Source organism: Kitasatospora albolonga (assembly GCA_002082585.1).
In the GTDB taxonomy this organism is placed as follows: Bacteria; Actinomycetota; Actinomycetes; order Streptomycetales; family Streptomycetaceae; genus Streptomyces; species Streptomyces stephensoniae.
The window spans coordinates 5,739,661-5,759,125 of the sequence record CP020563.1; the positions used below are offsets into that span (position 1 = coordinate 5,739,661).

A 19,465-nucleotide genomic window follows, 5' to 3' on the forward strand; every position below is an offset into this window, starting at 1 on the left:
GAGAACTCTGTGGACATCGCAAGCACCACAGGTACGCAGGAGAGCCCGGAAGAGCAGCAGTTGCGCAACACGCTCGCGCGGAACCTCATCGAGGTCGGGGCAGCTCGCAGTGTCCCAGTGGTGGCTGCCTTCCGCGCCGTCCGCCGGCATCTGGCCGCCCCCGAAGCGGACATGGGCAGCACGTACGAACCCGAGACCCCGACGATCACCAAGACGGACGAGCATGGGGTGCACATCAGCTCCGTGTCCGCTCCCCGCATTCAGGCCATGCAACTGGAGCAGGCCGAACTGGAACCCGGCATGAGCGTGCTGGAGATCGGGTCGGGCGGCGTCAACGCAGCCCTCATCGCCGAGATCGTCGGCAAGAGCGGCCATGTGGTGACGATGGACATCGACCCCGATGTCACGGACCGAGCCCTCCGCTTCCTCAAGGTGACCGGTTACCAGAACGTCACTGTCCTCACGGACGACGCCGAGACCGGCGCTCCCGAGCGCGGCCCGTTCGACCGGATCATCGTCACCGTGCAGGCCGCCGACATCCCACCGGCCTGGCGCGACCAGCTCAAGGACGGCGGACGCCTCGTCGTACCGCTGCGGATGCGGGGCATGACGCGCACCGTGGCCTTCGTCCGCAACGGCGAGAAGCTGGTGAGCGACGGCTTCGAGCTGTGCGGGTTCGTGCCGATGCAGGGCCTGGGCGAGAACCGTGTCCGGCTCGCCGTCCTGCATGACGGCAAGAAGGAGCAGGTCGGGCTGCGGCTGGACGGCCACCCCGAGCCGGACACGGCCGCGCTCGCCACGTCCCTGACCCTTCCGCAGGCCAAAGTCTGGTCCGGGGTAACGCTCGGCGGCTCCGAGTCCAGCGAACATCTCGACCTCTGGCTGACCACCGCGCTCGACAACCTGCCGCTGATGGCGGCCGAACCCGGCGCCCGCACACGGGGCCTGGTCGCTTCGGCCTCGCCCATGGGCATTCCCGCGCTCGTGGACGGCGACTCCTTCGCCTATCGGACCGTACGGGCCACCGACGAGGAGGACCGCTATGAGCTGGGCGCCATTGCCCACGGGCCGCGCGGCGAGCAGGTCGCCGAGCGCCTGGTCGAGGAGATCCGCACCTGGGACCGCGACCACCGCAGCCACCGAGCACACATCGAGGTCTACCCGGCGGGCACGGCGGACGACCGGCTTCCCGCCACCGGCCGCCGCATCGAGCGCCGACACACGCGGGTCACGATCACCTGGCCGTAGCCGCCCAACGGCAGTCGGCCAGGTTGCCCAGCACATCCCCTGACAACCTCTCTGGAGGAGAGCGAGATGGCACAGCAGAACAGCACCACGATGAAGGCGGCCACGGACTTCGGCGGAGCCGACCGCGGCGACTTCGACCTCGCGATCGAGACCGTCTCCTCGGCGCCGGTCCTCGGCGCGCTGCTCAACGACACCAGCGACGGCTGCACCTCCACCTGCCAGTCGGCCTGCTCGAACAGCACCTGCATCGGCGGCTGACCCTCGGCAGCACCTCCCCGTAGTTGCCGGGCCGGGGGCGGGCGGTGGCTGCACCGTCCGCCCCCGGGCGCCGCGATCCGAAGGAGTACCGATGTACCAGCACATCGACGCGACCCTGATCAGAGCGTCGGTCACGCCGCTCGCCACCCCTGTACCTGCGTGGCCCGGGGACGGTGCCGACCTGGAGCAAGTCCGCATGTGGATCGAGGAGATATGGGCGGACGCCTCTCTCTCCGGGCCCATCAGCCACGCCTCCCCGTTACTGGCGCACGCGGTTCAGGAACTGGTGAGCGGGCGGGTCGCCAAGCCGTCGCGCCTCCGCCGCATCAGCCGGTCCCTGGCCCGCTACCTGCTGAGAATGCGACACCGCGCCACTCCCTTCGGGCTGTTCGCCGGGCCGATGACCGCCTTCGGTGGCCCGGCCGGACTGCCCCTCGCACACGACCTGTTCCACTCCGACAGCAAAGGAGTACTCGACCACGCCCGTGCCGCCGAGGAGAACCCGTCGGACGTGCTGGGGGCGAAGGAGACATCGCTCCTGGCCATGTCCCTCCTCATGCGTGCCGCCCAGGTGGAACTCGGCGAGCAGGGCGACGTGTGGAGCCGTGTCGAAGATCGGCGCCCCCTGCCGGACGACCTTACGCCGCAGCAGGTCAGCACCATGGCTCCGTCGATGAGGCGACTTCTGCTCACCGACGCCCGCCCCCTCCTTCGCTCCGGCCCCCTCGCCCCCGTCCGCACCTGGATAGAGGATCTGGAGCACCACGGCCACCGCTTGGCCGCAGCTGCCGAGGCCGACGACCTCAGCACAGGCAGACGCGCCATCCTGGCGCGGCACATCCTCTTTCACTGGAACCGCATGGGTTTTGGACTGCGCCAGCAGGCCATCTGGGCGCGCGCCGCCCGCGAGGCAGCGATAGGAACCGGCTGAAGGATGTAACGCCTGGCGGCGAAGCAGACACCACGGCGTTCCAGCCGCCCATGAAATACCCGCCGCTTCACCAGGTGAGCCGGGGCCCGGCCGACCAGCCAGAAAGGAGCTGACCGACCTATGAAAGTTCGTATCGTCAGGGGAGAGAGGCCGGACCAGCCATGAACAAGTGCACCGCCGTCCTCCGGTTCGACCCGCCCGACCGGGTGGTGGCCCTCTTCGCCTCCGTGCATCGTCTGGAATCGCGGCATCTCCTCTGCGAGCTGGGCGAGGACCACGGCGACGATCATGCCGCGATGCTGTGGGACGAGGGAGGAAGGCCGGGCAGCGCCGTGTGGGCCCGGTGGGCGGGGAAGAACCTGCGGCTCGCGTCGCTGGGCTGGTGTAGCGCCCTCACGCCGGACGAGGAAGCGTGCGGGCTCTTCGGCGGCCATCCGTCCGCGCACGCGTGGGATGTGACCGACCCCACCCTTGAGGCCCTGAGACAGGAGCTCGCGAAGGGCCTCTCGGACCTCTTCCCGGAGTACGGCGAAGGCCACGAGAGCTAGGTCTTGCCCGGAAAAGTCGAAATTCTGTTCGCAAACGTGTCGTACCGTGAGCCCATGACGACCCCGCCCCACCCGCCGCAGGGCCCCTACGGGCCGCCTCCCTCCCCGCAGTACCCCGCGGGCCCGCCGCCCGCCCCGGGGTTCGCGCCGCCGCAGCAGCCCTACGGCTATCCGCAGCAGCCTCCTGCCCCGCCCCAGCAGGGAGGTGGCTGGGCGCAGCAGCCGCCTCCCGGTATGCCGTACGGGCCGGGGCCGGGCACGCCGGGTGGCTGGCCGCCGTACGGGGCGCAGCCGCCGCGCAAGAAGCGGACCGCGCTCATCGTCGGGATCGTGGCCGGGGCCGTTCTGGTGGCGGGCGGAATCGCCTACGGAGTCACCCAGCTGGTCGGCAAGGCCGCCGACGGGCGGTTCCCGGAGGCCCGGTACCGGCTCGTCCTGGAACCGAAGCTGCTGGACGGCGAGTTCTCCCTGGCCCAGGACCTGTCGGCGACCGAGGGCAAGAAGATGGAGGACGCGTACGACCCCGGCATCCGGGACGCGAAGGCCGTCGTCGGGCAGTACGGTTCGGCCAAGGGCGGTGTCCTGGTCATCTCCGGGATGTACGGGCGGTTCGCGGACTCCGGTGCCATCGCCGGCAAGATGATGAAGGGCGCCTCCGAGGGGGACGGCGCGACTGTCGCCATCCGTCCGCGGGAGTTCACTCCCGCCGGCTCCGACGTCCCGATCGAGTGCCAGGTCCTCCGGTCGGTGAAGGACGGCATCCCGGTCACCTTCCCGATGTGTGCCTGGGGCGACGACAACACCGGGGTATCGGTCGGGATCATCCGGCCCGAGACCGTCAGGAAGGCCCCGAACGCGGTCGACCTGGAAGCGATGGCGGCCGAGACCGCCCAGATCCGTGAGGAGATGCGCCAGCCGATCGGCTGACCTCGCCTTACCCCGGCAGGCACTGCGAGCGGCGGCCGAGTTCAGCGCCGTACGGGAGGCAGCGCGCCCTCCACCGCGCGGGCCGTCGCGAGCAGCCGGGCGTCCGTTCCGCGCGCCGCCACCAGCTGGAGCCCGACCGGGCAGCCGTCCCCGGTGAAACCGGCGGGCAGGCTCGCCGCCGGGTGGCCGCTCAGGTTGAACGCCCAGGTCAGGGCGGTGGAGTAGAGCTCGCCCGGGCCCTCGTGCCCATGCGGGCGGTTCGGGGTGGCCGGGGTCAGAAGGAGGGGTACGGCGGCGAAGAGGGCGGCCAGGCGGTCGTCGTTCGCCCGCCGGACCGCCACCGCCTCCGGGGTCCCGGGCGCCCCGCCCCGTACCGCCTGCCAGGCCCCTGCCGGGTCGAGCAGCTCGCAGCCGTGCTCCACCAGGCGTACGGTCCCCGAAGCCACGAGCCGGTCCACCGCCGCCCGGACGACCGCCGCCACTTCCGGGTCCACGTCCGCGTACCCGAGGTCCTCGCTGTACACGGCGGGGAGGGGGAGAGGAGGGGCGGCGGGCTCCTCGTACCCCTCCAGCACATGGCGGAGAAACGGCTCCGCCCCGGCCGCCGAACGGGCCAGCACCCCCGCCGACGCCAGCCCCGTCCGGTCGGGGCTCGGGAGCAGCCCGTTCGTCGTCTTCAGCCCGAACACCCCGCACCAGGCGGCCGGGACGCGCACCGAACCGGCCCCGTCGCTCCCCGTCGCCAGCTCCACCATCCCCGCCGCCACCGCGACCGCCGAACCCGCCGACGAACCGCCCGGCGTCCGGTCCGCCCGCCACGGGTTGACCGTACGGCCGTGCGGCCCCTGCCCCCAGGTCTGCCAGTACGTTCCGGGACCGGGCACCGAGGTCGCCCCGACCGGGACGCCGCCCGCCGCGATCAGCCGACGGGCCGCGTACGAGCGGATTCCGGCGGGGCCCTTCACGGCGAAGGGCAGTCCGCGCAGGGGGAGATGACGCGCCGCCGGTTCGCGGGCGAGGGCCTCGGCGGGCCAGACCTCGATGAACGCCCCCAGGCCGGGGTCGAGTCGCCCGATCCGCTCCAGGGCCTGTGCCACGGCGGTCAGTGTCTCTGTCGGTCCCGTCGCTTCCGTCATGCGCCCAGTGTCACCGGAAGGCCAGGGTCAGGGCCCAGGAGTCACTCCTCCAACGCCGCCTCCATCACCGCCCGCGCGATCGGAGCCGCGCTGCCGCCCCCGCTGATGTCGGCCCGGTTCGCGGCGGCGTCCTCCACCACCACGGCGACCGCGACCGCCGGGCGGCCGGAGTCGGGGGCCTGGGCCCAGGAGATGAACCAGGCGTACGGCAGGCCGGAGTTGTCGATGCCGTGCTGGGCCGTACCGGTCTTGCCGCCGACCCGCACCCCGTCGATCGCCGCGTTCGACCCGGTGCCCTTCTCCACCACGTCGACCATCATCCGCTGGAGCTGCACCGCCGTGGAGGGGCTCATCGGCCGTTCGTAGGGGCGCGGGCCCTGCTGCTGGACCGTGTCCCCGTCGGCGGCCGTCACCCGGTCCACCAGGTACGGGCGGCGCAGGTCGCCGCCGTTCGCGACCGCCGCCGCGACCATCGCCATCTGGAGCGGGGTCGCGGTCGTGTTGAACTGGCCGATGGAGGAGAGCGCGAGCTGGTCCTCGCTCATGTCGGTGTCGAAGTTGCTCCGCGCCACCCCGGACGGGATGCGCAGCCCGGTGTCGTTGAAGCCGAACCTCCCCGCCGTCTCCGCCATCTCCGACAGCCCGACCTTCACACCCAGATGGGCCATCACCGTGTTGCAGGAGACCCGGATCGCGTCCGCCAGGGACGCCTTCTCGCAGCCGCGCGCCTCGTTGGGGAGGACGGTGCGCGTGTTCGGCAGGATGTACGGCGACGGGGTGTCGGTCGGCGCGTCCGCGTCGGTCACCACCCGGGAGTCCAGGGCCGCCGCCGCCGTCACGATCTTGAAGGTGGAGCCCGGCGGATAGGTCTGCCGGATGGCCCGGTTGAGCATCGGCAGGCTCTTGGCCGCGTTCAGCCGGGTCCATGCCTCGGTGACCGCGGAGCCGGTGCCGGAGAGCCGCTCGGGGTCGTACGAGGGGGTCGAGACCAGCGCCAGGATCTTGCCGGTGGACGGCTCCAGGGCGGCGACCGCGCCCCGCCGCCCGCTCAGCCCGGCGTACGCGGCGCGCTGCATCGACTCCTTGACGGTCGTGACGACGTCGCCGCCCGGCTGCCTGCCCCGGGTGAACTCGTTCCAGAAGGGGAGCGGGGCCAGCAGCGAGTCCGTACCGGACAGGACGTCGTCCTCGGCGTGCTCGATGAGCGTGGTGCCGTACGTCTGTGAGGCGTACCCGGTCACCGGGGCGTACAACGGGCCGTGGAGATAGGTGCGTTCGAAGCTGAGCTGCTCGCCGGTCTCCTTGTTGCCCGTCACCGCCCGGTCGCCGACCAGGATGTTGCCGCGCGGCTGGTCGTAACGGGCGATGGTGGTACGGCGGTTGGCCGGGTTGTCGTTCAGCTCCTCGGCCTCGAAGAGCTGGACGCGGGCCGCGTTGACGAGCAGTGCCACGAGCAGCAGGAGGCAGAGGGCGGCGGCCCGGCGGATATAGCGGATCACCGGTCTCCCCCCTCCAGAGGCTCCGCTGTGGTCGCGGAGCTCGCGATGACCCCGGTCTCCACCTGCTCGGGGTGCGGGCGGCGGGCGACATCACTGAGCCGGATCAGCAGCGCCACGATGATCCAGTTGGTGACGACGGAGGAGCCGCCCTGCGCGAGGAACGGCATCGCCATCCCGGTCAGCGGGATCAGCCCCATCACCCCGCCCGCGATCACGAACACCTGGAGCGCGAGGATCGAGGCGAGCCCGATGGCGAGCAGCCGTCCGAACGGGTCGCGCAGCGCGAGCCCGGTCCGGTAGCCGCGCGCCACGAGGAGCGCGTAGAGGAGGAAGATCGCGGTCAGGCCGCTCAGCCCCAGCTCTTCGCCCGCCGTCGCCAGGATGAAGTCGGACTTGGTGGCGAAGCCGATGAGGATGGAGTCGCCCGCCCCCAGGCCGGTCCCGAGCATGCCGCCCGCCGCGAACGCGAACAGCGACTGGGCGAGCTGGCCGGGGCCCCGCCCCGCGTCGATCGAGGCGAACGGGTCCAGCCAGTCCTGCACCCGGCTGTGCACATGCGGTTCGAACGAGCCGACGACGAAGGCCCCGACGGCGGCGAGCAGCAGCCCGACCGCGATCCACCCGGTCCGGCCGGTGGCCACGTACAGCATGATCACGAAGAGTCCGAAGAAGAGCAGTGAGGTGCCGAGGTCCCGCTCCAGCACCAGCACGCCCACGCTGAGCAGCCAGATCGCCACGATGGGGCCGAGCACCCGGCCGGTGGGCAGTTGCAGCTTCCAGAAGGTGCGCCCGGTGAACGCGAGCGCGTTGCGGTTGGCTGCGAGGTAGGCCGCGAAGAACACCGCGAGCAGGATCTTGGCGAACTCGCCCGGCTGGAAGGAGAGTCCGCCGACCCTGATCCAGATCTTCGCCCCGTTCACCGCCGGGAAGAAGATCGGCACGATCATCAGGACGAGCGCGGTGGCGACCGAGAGGTACGCGTACCGCTGGAGCATCCGGTGGTCGCGGAGCAGGATCACGACGACGGTGAAGAGCGCGACCCCGAGCGTGGACCAGATCAGCTGGGTCGCGGCGGCCTGGTCGCGCGGGGTCTCCAGGTCGAGCCGGTAGATCAGCACCAGGCCCAGCCCGTTGAGCAGGACGGCGATCGGCAGCAGCAGCGGATCGGCGTACGGGGCCCGGAAGCGCACCGCGACATGGGCCAGCAGGGCGAGCATCCCGAGCCCGGCACCGTAACCGGCGACATCCGGCGGTACGGCCCCGTCGTGGGCGAGGCCGACGGCCGCGTAACCGTAGACGGAGATGAGGACGGCCCCGATGAGGAGCGAGAGCTCGACCCCGCGCCGTCTGGGCAGGCGGAGCTCGGGCGGGGGAGCGTCCGCCGTCGTTGCGGTCATGGACCGCAACGTAGCAAGAGGTGGGACTTATTTCCCTTATGTCATAGCGCGTCCGTCGTCATAGCGCGTCCGCCCGGGGAGCCGGTCGGCTCCCCGGGCGGACGGGTGTTCGCGGTGGGACGGTCAGCACCAGCGCGGCGCCGCACCGATGTTCTCGATGTAGCGGGCCGAACCCCACGCCCAGGTGCCGTCGGTCAGCAGGTACCAGCGGTTGTTGCCGTCGACGTTGTCACCCGTGGTCTTGCAGAAGATGTTGACCACCGTGCCGTACTTCACCGAGCCCACGACCCGGCTGCTGCGGGTCGGCCGGTCGCGGAGCAGCAGGTTCGGCTTGGCGATGACCCGGCCCTTGTACGTCCGCTTGGGCGCCTGGGGCCTGGCCTGGTTCTGCGTCTGGGCGTCCTGGCGGGCCGCCTCCTTCTGCTGGGCCTCGTACTCGCGCTGGAGCGCCGAGGCGGAGAGCTCGTCGGAGGCCGGGGCCGAGGCGGCGGCCTGGCCCCGGTGGTCGACGGGCTGGGGGTCCGCCGCCAGGGCGGGAGCGGCGGCCGTGACCGCCGCGAGGGCGCCGGTGGCGACGCAGAGACCGATCCGGCGGAGCCGCGCGGGGCGGGACAGGGGGGACATGCTGCCTCCATGAGAAGGAAGGGGGACCGTGGGGGACGCGAGCCGGGCTCGCCCTCGTCACGCTAGGTCGACCACGGAGAGTTCGCAACGCGCACTGTGCGTGATATCGGCCCGGTCAGCTGGTCCCCATGCCCCCGCCGCCCGGGTTTCCGGCGGAATCCCCGTCGTCGAGGCGTACGTACTCCGGCAGCGTCAGCCGGGCCAGCGCGCCGCCGTCCGGGGGACCGGCGAACTCCAGCCGGGCCCCGATCGCCGTCGCCTGCCCCACGGCGATGGTCAGCCCGAGCCCGTGGCCCTTGCCCGCACCGTCCGTGCGGAACCGCTGCGGACCGCCCTCCAGCAGGTACGCCGGAAAGCCCGCGCCGTGATCCCGTACGGAGACCACCGCGCCGTCCACGGTCACCACCACCGGCGGGGCGCCGTGGTGGTGGGCGTTGGCCACCAGGTTGCCGATCACCCGCTCCAGCCGCCGCCGGTCGGTCTCCACCCGCGCCGGACGCACGACCCGCACCCCGGTCTCCGTACCGGAGGCCCGCACCACGCGTTCCACCAGCGGGGCCAGATCGTGCACGGCCAGGTCGGCCTGCTCGGTACGGGCGTCCAGCCGGGAGATCTCCAGCAGGTCCTCGGTCAGCGAGCGCATCGCCCGCACCCGGTCCCGTACCAGCTCCGCCGGACGCCCCGGCGGCAGCAGCTCGGCGGCGGCCGAGAGACCGGTGAGCGGGGTGCGCAGCTCGTGCGCCACATCGGCGGTGAACCGCTGCTCCGTCTGGAGCCTGCGCTGCAGGCTGGAGGCCATGGTGTCCAGGGCGCCCGAGACGATCGCCACCTCGTCCTGGCCGCGCACCGGACGGGCCGTACGGGGGTCGCCGACCCGGGCGTCGAGGTCGCCCGCGCTGATCCGGCGGGCCACCCGGGCCGTCTGGTGCAGCCTGCGCGTCACCCGGCCGACCGCGAAGAGACCGACGACGAGCGTGGCGGCGATGGCCAGCAGCGAGGAGCCGATGATCGCCCGGTCCAGGCCCGCGATGGTGTTGGCGCTGTGGCTGTAGTCCGTCCAGGTGGCCAGCGCCCGCCCGTCCGCCGGGCCCGCCGCCCACATCGCGGGGCCGCCCCGCCCGTCCGGATCGCCCGGCCGGTGCGGGCCGTCCGCGACCATGGTGCCGCGCTCACCGCCCGCCGCCAGGGCACGCAGCGAGGCGGGCAGGCCCGGCGGGTCGATGCCGGAGCCCCGGGGCAGCGGCTCCCCGGCCTCGTACGCGTCGGTGACCACCTCCAGCCGGTCGAGCGCCTTCTCCCGGGCGTGGGAGACGGTCTGCCGGGTGACGGCGGTGTGCACGAGGACGCCGAGCAGGGCGGCGAGCGTGCAGCACATGGCGGTGAGGAAGACGGCGGACTTCCAGGTGAGGGTCGCGGTCCAGGCGGGGGAGCGGAGCCGCCGCCGCTTCGTCTTCATCGGCCGTTTCATCGGCCGTCCGAGGAGGGGGAGGGGTCTGCGGAGGCGGAGGAGTCGTTCGCGGAGGCCGAAGGGGAGCCGGTTGCGGAGGCCGAGGAGGAAGGGCTCGGGGACCGGTCGCGGTCCGTGTCCCCCCGCCGCTCCGGCGCCCGCAGGATCTCGTCCCGGGTGGCCAGCATCGCCTGCTGCCGCTCGTCCCAGGACCACGCGGTGCGGTACTCGTACCCCGAGATCACCGAAGGCGCCCGCAGCACCAGGTCCCGGCCCGCCCGCTCCACGCTGATCACGGCGTCGGACGTCGACATGATCCGGGTCAGCTCGCCGCCCTCCGCCCGGTACGCGCGCACGGCGAGCTGGCGTTCGGGCATCCGGATGCCGAGCACCAGTTCGTCCCTGCCGTCACCCGTCAGGTCGAAGTAGTACGGGTCCAGCACCGGGCAGTCGTCCGGTGCCGTCCGGCAGGCGCGGATCTGCCGGACCGTCCCGTCGGGCAGCTCGTCCAGCCCGCTGTCCCGGGCGGTCCGCGCCTTCAGCCCGGCCTGTGTCACCGCGACCGGGTCCAGTCGGCGCACATCGTCGCCGGGCACCCTGATTCCGGGGATACGGGCCGTCTCGCCCTCCCCGTAGTCGTACGGGGCGGCCGAGGCGGGCGGCAGGTCCGGCCAGAGGCGGGCGGGCTCGACCGCGGAGGGGGCCTCGCCCGCGCTCTCCAGTCCTCCGGCCGCTCCGCAGCCGGAGAGCAGGGCGAGCGCGGCCACGGCGGTCACGGCGCACGCGAGGCGACGGACGCGGTCCGGGCGCACGGCTCACCCTCCTCTTCGACGACAGAGGGACACCCTAAGCGGAAGGCCGGGCGCAATGCCCACTTCGTACCCTTACGCCCTTACGTGGGCCGGTGCCCGGGCGGTACGCGGCTCCGTGCCCGGGCGGCTCAGCGCTGGTACGGGTTCTGCCCCGGCTGGGTGAAACCGGGCTGCTGCGGGGGCTGCCCGGCGCCGTCGGGTCCCGCCCCGTGCTGGGCGAGCAGCTGGTCGGCCTGCTCCTTGGTTATCTGCTGCTCCCCGCCGCAGAACGTGCACTGGGTCGCGTACTTCGTCGAGTACGGGAAGAGCGGCACGAAGAACAGCGTGAACTTCGAGACCCGCTTGCGCAGAGTGTGCGCCGCCGGATTGCCGCACCAGCCGCACACCAGCGTCAGGATGGCCAGCTGGTACAGATACCCCTTGGTACCGAAAATGATCATGCCGTGCTCCCTCTCCCCGTCTTCCCCGTCCCCCGCAGTGCCTGTCGGCACAGCGCCAGGAGCTTCTCGTCCTCGTACGTGTCATGGCTGCCGTACCCGCCGTCCAGCGCGTTGTGACGGCGTACGGAGGAGAGCTCGGCGCGCAGCACCTGGGCCGTCGCCGACGCCGGGTCGACCGGTCCCGTCCGCGCCAGGCATTCTGCCACCCGGACCCGGACATGGCGGTTCTTCTCCCAGGCGGCGAGCAGCACTTCGGCGCTCTCCTCCGCCCGGCCGGTCACCTCCCGGAGCGCCGCCGCCGCGTCCACCCGCAGCCACAGCTCGTCGTGGGCCAGCAGCCCGCGCAGCCGGGGCGCCGCCACCGCAGCCTGCGGCCCGAGCGCCCCCAGCGCCGTCGCGGCGGCCCGCCGGTCGTGCACCTGGTCCGAGCCGAGCCCCTCGATCAGCACCGGCAGCACCGCCTCCCGGTCCCCGGCGACCGCCCACAGCGCCTCGGCCGCCTCCGTGGCCGCCCCCGTCCCCGGCCGCCGGAGCATCGCCCGCAGCTCGGGCACGGCCTCCCGCGCGGCGGGCCCGAACGAGCCGAGCGCCCGCAGCGCCGCCGTACGCAGCCACTCGCCCCGGTACTCCGGAGCGCCGCGCAGCACCCGCAGCACCTCCGGGGTCGCCTCGCCCGCCCGCAGCCCGGTCAGCCCGGCCAGCAGCGGGCTCGCCCGGTCGTACGCCCCCTCGTCCAGCCGCACCCCGGCCAGCCTGCGCCGCAGCGCCCCGGCGAGGGGCTGGGCGGCCGGCCCCAGCCGGGCGACCGCGAACCCCACGTCGTGCGGCACCTCCGGCAGCTCCAGGGCCGCCGCCAGCGCGGGCACCGCCCGGGCGTCACCGAGCCGGGCCAGCGCCTTCACCGTGGAGCCGAGCCCCGGCGGACCGCTGGCCCACTCCTTCACCCAGCCCGCGGGATCGGCGGCCAGCCGGGCCGCCAGCGCGTCGGCGGCGGGCGCGGCCAGCGTGAACAGCTCCTCCAGTACGTGGGAGGCGGCATCGGCCAGCCGGGGCTCGGGGTCGGCGAGCTGGGCGCCGACGAGCGCCACCAGCTCCTCGTACGAACCGCGCCAGGCCCGTATCAGCCCGCCGCTCATCCGTACGGCGTCGATGCGCTGCCAGCGGTCGGGGCTGCGCAGCTGGTCGACGAGGAGGGCCGTGCGGTCGCCCACCCGGTCGTCCAGGCCGACGTGCAGGGTACGCAGCAGATCGGCGGCCCAGGGGGCACCGCGTCCGGCGTTCTCCTGGGCGGAGAGCGCGCGCAGCTGGCCCACCAGCGTCGGCGCCGCGACCTGTTCGGTGCAGCCCGCCGGATCGGGGTCCGTACAGCCGACGTGCTCGGAGTCCGTACCGCCCGGGGCGTCCGCGTCCGGACAGCCGGCCGGGTCGGCGGCGGGCTCCGCCCCGTCGTCCGGCTCCGGCGCCCCGTCCTCCCGGTCGCGCCCGCCCTCCGGTGCGCCGCCCGGGGCCTCCCGCAGCTCGCGCAGCAGCGCGGAGACGACCGGCACCACATCGCGGGGCAGCGCGTCGGGCGAACAGCGCGCCAGCTGGGCCAGGGCGGCGAGCCGCAGCCCCGGCGCGTTCACCCGGTCCACCAGCACGGTCAGCCAGTCGGCCACCCGCCCGGCCAGCGGGCGGTGGCGCAGCGCCACGCGCCCGGCGGCCTCCACGAGGGCGAGCCGCACCTCCTCGTCGGGCTCCACGGGCAGCCGCTCCCGCAGCAGCGCGAGGACCCGCACGGGGTGCCGGTGCAGGGTGGCGAGCGCCAGCGGGGCCGCCAGTCGCACCCCGGGGTCCTCGTCGGCGATCAGCTCGAAGAACACCCCCGCGCCCGCGGTGACCGCCGCCGCCGCCATCGCGTAGTTCGCGGCGCCCTCGATCTCGTCCTCGTCGATCTCCGCCTCGTCGTCCTCGTCCAGGTCGAAGCCGCCGATGCTGGTGAGCAGCTCGACCACGCTGCCCCGGTCCTGCACGGCCGGGTCCACGACGAGCTCGAAGAGGAAGGGGATGCACGCGAGGGTGCAGGCGTAGACATCCCCCTGGTGGTGCACGGCTCCGTACATGCCGTCGAGCGCGCTCTCCCGCTCCGCCGGATCGGCGGAGGCGAGCCCCCGGAGGAGCACCGGCACATCGTCGGCGGGCCCGTAGGCATGCTCCATCGAAGCCCAGTCGACCTCATCGATCCCCGAGAACACGCCATCCCCTCCCCACGTCACGGCAGCGTCCCGGAACGGAACCCGCATCCGGCACATCTGTTCCCACGCCCCTGGCGGCGCGTCCCGAAGAAAGCGCCTGCGCAGAGTGTGCACCACGGGTCCGACAATCCACCCGTCACTTGCGGCCTTTCCTCGCGCCGTGACCAGGTCATGACCCTGTCATGACCGGATGGCAGCAGGGGAACCTGTGAGCACTCTGTGAATCAACGGAAATACGCGGGCGGAATCAGCGGAAACCGTGCGGACGGAACCAGCGGAGAATCACGGGCTGAATCAGCGGAAATCAGTCCGCGGGAGGCCGGGACCGGTCCGGTCGGTCCGTGGGAGGCCGGGGCCGGTCCGGTCGGTCCGTGGGCAGCGGCCGGGCCCGGTCCGGGTCGAGCAGGGGGCCGAGCAGGTCCCCGTACCGCTCCAGCCGCCCGGCCATGTCGTCCGCGCGGAACACCAGCGCCTCCGGGGACCGGCACTCCGCGATCTCCTCCCAGGTGAGCGGCGCGGAGACGGTGGGCTCGGCCCGGGCCCGCAGGGTGTAGGGGGTGGCGGTGGTCTTCGACGCGGAGTTCTGGCTGAAGTCGACGAAGACCTTGCCCGGCCGCAGGGCGCGCTTCATCCGGTGCAGGGCCAGGTCCGGCAGGGCGCTCTCCGCCTCCACCGCGAGGCGCTTCGCGTACGCGGACACCTCGGCGGACGGCGTCGGCTCCAGCGGGACGAGCAGATGCAGCCCCTTGGAGCCGGACGTCTTCCCGTACGCGGACAGACCGTCGGAGGCGAGCCGCTCCCGCAGCCAGCGGGCCACCGCGCAGCACTCCACGACGGTGGCGGGGGCGCCGGGGTCCAGGTCGAACACCATCCGGTCGGCGGTCCCCGGGGCCCCCGCGCGCCACTGCGGGGTGTGGAACTCCACCACCAGGTTGGCCGCCCACATCAGCGCGGCCAGATCATCGACCACCACCTGGCGGGCGGCCGGGTCCTCGCTGTGCGGCACGGGGGCGGTGCGCACCCAGTCGGGCGTACCGGGCGGCGGGTTCTTGGTGACGAAGAGCTGCCCCCGGGGCCCGTCCGGATAGCGCAGGAAGGAGACCGGGCGGTCGCGCAGATGGGGCAGGATCGCGCCCGCCACCGTGGCCGCGTAGTAGTGCAGCACCTCGCCCTTGGTGGTCCCGGTGGCCGGATACAGCACCTTGTCGAGGTTGCTGAGCGAGAGGCGCCGCCCCTCCACCTCCGTGATCGGCGTCATACGATAAGAGTCACACGAATCGCCTGAACCGCAGGAAAACCACCCAGACCGCCATTGACGTCCCAAAGGGGTGAACGGTGAGGTCCATATGGAACGGCGCGATCTCCTTCGGGCTGGTCAGCATCCCGATCAAGCTGGTCAACGCCACCGAGAACCACGCGATCCACTTCCGGCAGATCCACCTCGCCGACGGTGGCCGCATCCGCTACCGCAAGGTCTGTGAGCTGGACGAGGAGGAGGTGACCGGCGGCGAGATCGGCAAGGCGTACGAGGACGCCGACGGGACGATGATCCCGATCACCGACGAGGACCTCGCCCAGCTCCCGCTGCCCACCGCCAAGACCATCGAGATCGTCGCGTTCGTGCCCGCCGACGAGATCGACCCGCTCCAGATGGACGCGGCGTACTACCTCTCCGCCAACGGGGTCCCGGCCGCCAAGCCGTACACCCTGCTGCGCGAGGCCCTCAAGCGCAGCAACAAGGTGGCCGTCGCCAAGTACGCCCTGCGCGGCCGTGAACGGCTGGGCATGCTCCGGGTCGTCGACGACGTGATCGCGATGCACGGACTGCTCTGGCCCGACGAGATCCGCGCCCCCGAGGGCGTCGCCCCGGACAGCGAGGTCACCGTCCGCGACGCCGAACTCGATCTGGCGGACGCCCTGATGGACACCCTCGGCGAGGTCGACATGGACAGCCTCCACGACGACTACCGCGAAGCGGTCGAGGAGCTGATCGCCGCCAAGGCCGCCGGTGAGACGGCTCCCCCGGCGCAGTCCGGCGACTCCGGCGGAGGCAAGGTCATCGACCTGATCGCGGCCCTGGAGAACAGCGTCCGCGCGGCGAAGAAGTCCCGGGGCGAGGGAGAGGGGGAGGAGGACGGCGACGAGGGGGACATGGCGGATGTCCACCCCATAAAGAAGACGACGTCCGGAAGAACAGCGAAAAAGACGACGCAAAAGAAGTCCACGTCGAAACAGGCGCCGAAACAGACGGGTACGAAGAAGTCCACGTCGTCCACCGCGAAGAAGGCCACCGGGAAGAAGGCGGCCGCCAAATCGACCTCTTCCTCCGCCAAGAAGCAGACGTCGTCCGGCGGCCGGAGCACCACGAAGAAGACGACGGCCGCGCCCCGCAAGCGCACCTCGGCCTGACCTCGCCACTCACCGGGGCCCGGCTCGGCCGCGTACCTCGGCCTGACCTCACCGCGCACCTGGGCCCGCCCCTGCCGCGCACCTCGGTCTCGGTGGGCAGGTCCCCGTCGCGTACCGATCCCCGGCCCCGGCTCCCCCCTGTCGTACGTCACCCGTACGCTACGGCGCATGAGCGCAGAAACCCCCTCGGGGCGGGTGATCGACGGCCGCTTCACCCTGGTGGAGCGGCTCGGCAGCGGCGGCATGGGCATGGTCTGGCGGGCCCGCGACGAGGCGCTCCACCGCGACGTCGCCCTCAAGGAGGTGCGGCCCCCGGACCCCGCGCTCGCGGAGTACGACCCCGAGGGCGCCCGCACCCTGCGCGCCCGGGTCCTGCGCGAGGCCCGCGCGCTGGCCCGGCTCGACCACCCGAACGTGGTCACCGTCCACCACATCATCGACCCGGGCGAGGACGGCTACCCCTGGATCGTGATGGAGCTGGTGGCCGGTTCCTCCCTCCAGGACCGGCTGGCCGAAGGGCCCATGGAGCCCGCCGAGGCCGCCGAACTGGGGCGCGGCATCCTCTCCGCCCTGAACGCCGCCCACGCCTCCGGCATCCAGCACCGTGACGTCAAACCGGCCAACGTCCTGCTGCGCACCGACGGCCGCCCCGTCCTCACGGACTTCGGCATCGCCGCCATCCGTGAGTCGACCAGCCTCACCATGACGGGCGCGCTCATCGGCTCGCCCGACTACATAGCCCCCGAGCGCATCCGGGGCACCGAGGGCGACCCGTCCTCCGACCTCTGGTCGCTCGGCATGATGCTGTACGTCGCCGTCGAGGGCCACCACCCCCTGCGCAAGGCCACCACGCTCGCCACCCTGGCGGCCGTGCTCGACGAGGACGTGCCCCCGCCGGTACGGGCCGGGGCGCTCACCCCCGTACTGAAGGCACTGCTGACCCGGGACATCCCGGCCCGCCCGGACGCCGCGACCCTGGACCGGATGCTGGCGGAGGCGGCGGCGCGGCCGACGGCCACCCCCGTACAGCCCGCGCCCGACCCCAGAAGCGCCTACGGCTCACCCCCGCCCACCGACACGCCCCACCCCCCGCCCACCGACACACCCCACCCCGCGTCCCCCGGACAACCGCCCCACCCACCGACCGGTTTCGGCCATCCGTCGGCCTTCCCCACCCCGGCCGACGCACCGCGCAACCCGTACGCCAACACCCCGTACGCGAACAACCCGTACGCGAGCCCGGCAACGCCTCCGGCGGCGTCCCCGTTCTCGGCCACCTCCCCGACGATCACCGACGACGAGGAGCGCAGACACCGCCTCCTGCGCCGGACCCGGGTCATCGGCGCGGTCTCCACCATCGTCTCGGCGGCGGTGCTGGTGGGCGTCTTCTGGATGATCGACCCGTCGTACTTCCGGGGCGGCGACGACGACAGCGCGAAGGGCGGCAGCCGCCCGGACACCACGGCGAGCGCCCCGGCGAACGACAGCGGCGCCTCGCCGCCCACAGCGGCGGGCAAGCCGGTCGTGGACGACGAGCAGCCCGGGGCGGACGACGACGATGACGGCGACGACGGAGCGGAGGCCGCCACCGACCTCCTTACCCCGGACGGGGCGCGGCAGGTCATCGCCGCCCTGAAGCCCCTGATGGGCGGCACGAAGGTCACCGACTTCACCCTCTACGACAAGCACGCCTCCGCCCAGGCGCCGCTGAAGTCCAACTCCCGCCTCTACGACCGGTTCAGCTACCGGGACGGGCAGGCGAAGAACGACGACATGGGCGGCACCCTCATGTCCGGGGACAAGCCGGTCGACCTGGAATCCGTCGACTGGGACGCCCTGCCCGCCCTGCTGCGGACGGCCAGGACAACGCTCAACATCCCGGAGCCGGAGAGCAGTTACGTGATCGTGGACCCCTCGTCGCCCTTCTACGAGGGCCGCCCGGTGCTGCGCGTCTACGTCTCCGACAAGTACGGCGGCGCCTACCTCGCCGCCGAGCTGAACGGCAAGGTCATCGAGAAGCACCCGCGCGAGGAGGGGTGAGCGAGGCGGGCTTGACCAGGTCGGGCAGGGTGGGCAGATCGAGCCCCAGCGGACTGCGCTCCACGACATAGGTGCAGCTCGTGTACGTGTAGCCGGGCCGGACCTTCGACCCCGCCGCGTAACTGTCCACCCGGGACGAGGCACCCGTACCGTGCTTGTAGAGGAAGTGGTAATCCCCGGAGGGCAGTTGGAGCCGCGCCTTCGGGTAGCTCCGGCCGCTGGCCCTGCAGGCGAGCCGGGGACCGGCCGACGCGCTGTAGCGCTTGCAGTCGGCGCAGGGCTTCAGCGTGACGGTGCCGGTGACCGGGCCGGTGTAGAGGACCTCGACCCCGTTGGGCGCGTCATTGCTGATGACGAGCTCCATGCGGGGCCCGCCGGGGCTCCCCGACGGCGGCAGCCGCTTGCCCGCCGCCGGCCGGGCGGCGGCTATCTCGGCGGCGATGGCGGTCTTCCGGGCCTGCGCGGCCCGCTCATCACCCTTGTACGAACGGGCGAAACCGGTCAGCGTCGTGCGGGCCTCGCCGAACTTCTTCTCCTCGAACTGGTCGATTCCGCAGGCGTACGTCCCATTCCGGATGCCCCGGTCGGCCTTGGCGCCGAGCGCCGGGACGCTCGCGGCGGGCAGGTCGGCGACCGTGGAACGGAGGCCGCGCAGCACCTCGGTGGCCGCGCACGGGTCCCCGTCCTCGACCTCCGCGACCTGGGTGTCGATCCGGCCGCCGAGCTCCGGCCCCACCTGCCGCGCGGGCGCGGACTCCGGGAACGTACGCAGGAGCTCACCGAACTCCGACGAGCCCCCGCCGACCTGGCCGATCCGCGAGACACCGCACGCGTACAGCGACTCGGCGAGCGGCTCGTCGGGCCAGGAGGCGAGCTCACCCAGCAACTCCCTGTCCACCGAGCCCGGCAGGCTCCGCAGATAGGTCAGCGGCGCGACGGCCTCACAGTGCCGCTTCCCGGCGTACGGGGTCGAGACGGCGTCGTAATACGCCTTCAGCCGGTCCGGGACGAGCTTGGCCGCCCGGGAGTCCGGGTGGTCCTCGCCGAGCGCGCGGTAGACGCCGAGGGCCTTCTCGTACTCACCCTTCGCCGTCCCGAACGGCTGCCGCGAGGCGGCGGCCACCCGCCGGTCCCCGCCCGCCAGCCGGTCGAGCAGCACCTGCTCCCGGGCCTCGTCGCGCGCCGCCCCGTACGCCACGGCCCCACCGGCCGGAACGGCCAGCAGCACCACACCCAGCCCGGCCGCCACCACGGGCCGCCACGAACCACCGAGCGGCGAACGCACCGCGATCCGGGCCCCGTCGGCGGCGGCGAGCACGAGGAGGAAGAGATAGACGGCGAGGACGCGCGCGGGCACCCCGTCCGGATCGGCGGGCAGCGCGACGAACAGCAGAACCGCCGTGGCCACCCAGCACCCGGCGGCCCGCCCCCAGCGCCCCAGCAGGGCGTAACCGAGCCCCAGCCCGGTCAGATTGAGCAACCCGGCCGCAACGGCCCGTAACCCCGCCCCGGGCG

Annotated in this window: 17 protein-coding genes; 7 read left to right on the top strand and 10 right to left on the bottom strand. The window is 72.9% G+C overall.

The features are described 5' to 3' along the window. Nucleotides 1-9: 9 nt before the first annotated feature. The 5 genes from B7C62_25595 to B7C62_25615 all read left to right on the top strand — a co-directional run bounded on the left by B7C62_25595 (nucleotide 10) and on the right by B7C62_25615 (nucleotide 3,912). Nucleotides 10-1,248: a methyltransferase, FxLD system gene (locus B7C62_25595; protein ID ARF75244.1), complete on the top strand. Its 1,239-nt coding sequence runs from the start codon at nucleotides 10-12 to the stop codon at nucleotides 1,246-1,248. Nucleotides 1,249-1,314: 66 nt separating this feature from the next. After that, nucleotides 1,315-1,506 carry a hypothetical protein gene (locus B7C62_25600; GenBank protein ARF75245.1) on the top strand — a complete coding sequence of 64 codons (192 nt, stop codon included), beginning with the start codon at nucleotides 1,315-1,317 and terminating at the stop codon, nucleotides 1,504-1,506. 196 nt (nucleotides 1,507-1,702) lie between these two features. Then, a complete protein-coding gene (locus tag B7C62_25605; GenBank protein ID ARF77372.1) occupies nucleotides 1,703-2,437 on the top strand; it encodes a hypothetical protein in 735 nt (244 codons plus the stop codon). Between the two features lie 161 nt (nucleotides 2,438-2,598). Then, entirely contained in the window at nucleotides 2,599-2,985 is a 387-nt protein-coding gene (locus tag B7C62_25610) for a hypothetical protein (protein ID ARF75246.1), read from the top strand. Between the two features lie 54 nt (nucleotides 2,986-3,039). Then, the gene (locus B7C62_25615; protein ID ARF75247.1) at nucleotides 3,040-3,912 is read left to right on the top strand and encodes a hypothetical protein; all 873 of its coding nucleotides are present in this window, start codon (nucleotides 3,040-3,042) and stop codon (nucleotides 3,910-3,912) included. Nucleotides 3,913-3,953: 41 nt separating this feature from the next. Here B7C62_25615 and B7C62_25620 read toward each other — a convergent pair whose 3' ends face one another. The 9 genes from B7C62_25620 to B7C62_25660 all read right to left on the bottom strand — a co-directional run bounded on the left by B7C62_25620 (nucleotide 3,954) and on the right by B7C62_25660 (nucleotide 14,759). Further along, a complete protein-coding gene (locus tag B7C62_25620; protein ARF75248.1) occupies nucleotides 3,954-5,048 on the bottom strand; it encodes an amidase in 1,095 nt (364 codons plus the stop codon). Nucleotides 5,049-5,089: 41 nt separating this feature from the next. Beyond that, nucleotides 5,090-6,547 carry a penicillin-binding protein gene (locus B7C62_25625; GenBank protein ARF75249.1) on the bottom strand — a complete coding sequence of 486 codons (1,458 nt, stop codon included), beginning with the start codon at nucleotides 6,545-6,547 and terminating at the stop codon, nucleotides 5,090-5,092. Next, nucleotides 6,544-7,944, bottom strand: coding sequence for a cell division protein FtsW (locus B7C62_25630; GenBank protein ID ARF75250.1), 1,401 nt, complete (start codon nucleotides 7,942-7,944; stop codon nucleotides 6,544-6,546). The genes B7C62_25625 and B7C62_25630 overlap by 4 nt, the downstream gene beginning before the upstream one ends. A 123-nt stretch (nucleotides 7,945-8,067) precedes the next feature. Then, on the bottom strand, nucleotides 8,068-8,568 hold the full coding sequence (locus tag B7C62_25635; protein ARF75251.1) for an SH3 domain-containing protein: 501 nt from the start codon (nucleotides 8,566-8,568) through the stop codon (nucleotides 8,068-8,070). Between the two features lie 115 nt (nucleotides 8,569-8,683). Next, nucleotides 8,684-10,036, bottom strand: a complete 1,353-nt coding sequence (locus B7C62_25640) for a two-component sensor histidine kinase (protein ID ARF75252.1) — start codon at nucleotides 10,034-10,036, stop codon at nucleotides 8,684-8,686. Next, entirely contained in the window at nucleotides 10,033-10,827 is a 795-nt protein-coding gene (locus B7C62_25645) for a hypothetical protein (GenBank protein ARF75253.1), read from the bottom strand. Before B7C62_25645 ends, B7C62_25640 begins: the two co-directional genes overlap by 4 nt. Before the next feature lie 128 nt (nucleotides 10,828-10,955). Next, nucleotides 10,956-11,267, bottom strand: a complete 312-nt coding sequence (locus tag B7C62_25650) for a zinc-ribbon domain-containing protein (GenBank protein ARF75254.1) — start codon at nucleotides 11,265-11,267, stop codon at nucleotides 10,956-10,958. Next, nucleotides 11,264-13,501: a PBS lyase gene (locus tag B7C62_25655; GenBank protein ARF75255.1), complete on the bottom strand. Its 2,238-nt coding sequence runs from the start codon at nucleotides 13,499-13,501 to the stop codon at nucleotides 11,264-11,266. Before B7C62_25655 ends, B7C62_25650 begins: the two co-directional genes overlap by 4 nt. A gap of 304 nt (nucleotides 13,502-13,805) precedes the next feature. Beyond that, nucleotides 13,806-14,759 (bottom strand): ATP-dependent DNA ligase, encoded by a 954-nt coding sequence (locus tag B7C62_25660; protein ID ARF75256.1) that lies wholly within the window; start codon nucleotides 14,757-14,759, stop codon nucleotides 13,806-13,808. 77 nt (nucleotides 14,760-14,836) lie between these two features. Here B7C62_25660 and B7C62_25665 point away from each other — a divergent pair, with 77 nt between their 5' ends. Next, a complete protein-coding gene (locus tag B7C62_25665) occupies nucleotides 14,837-15,910 on the top strand; it encodes a Ku protein (GenBank protein ARF75257.1) in 1,074 nt (357 codons plus the stop codon). A gap of 195 nt (nucleotides 15,911-16,105) precedes the next feature. Further along, nucleotides 16,106-17,950: a serine/threonine protein kinase gene (locus tag B7C62_25670; GenBank protein ARF75258.1), complete on the top strand. Its 1,845-nt coding sequence runs from the start codon at nucleotides 16,106-16,108 to the stop codon at nucleotides 17,948-17,950. Here the strand turns inward: B7C62_25670 and B7C62_25675 are convergent. Further along, nucleotides 17,919-19,430: a hypothetical protein gene (locus tag B7C62_25675; protein ARF75259.1), complete on the bottom strand. Its 1,512-nt coding sequence runs from the start codon at nucleotides 19,428-19,430 to the stop codon at nucleotides 17,919-17,921. The two genes, B7C62_25670 and B7C62_25675, sit on opposite strands and share 32 nt — an antisense overlap. Between the last annotated feature and the right edge of the window lie 35 nt (nucleotides 19,431-19,465).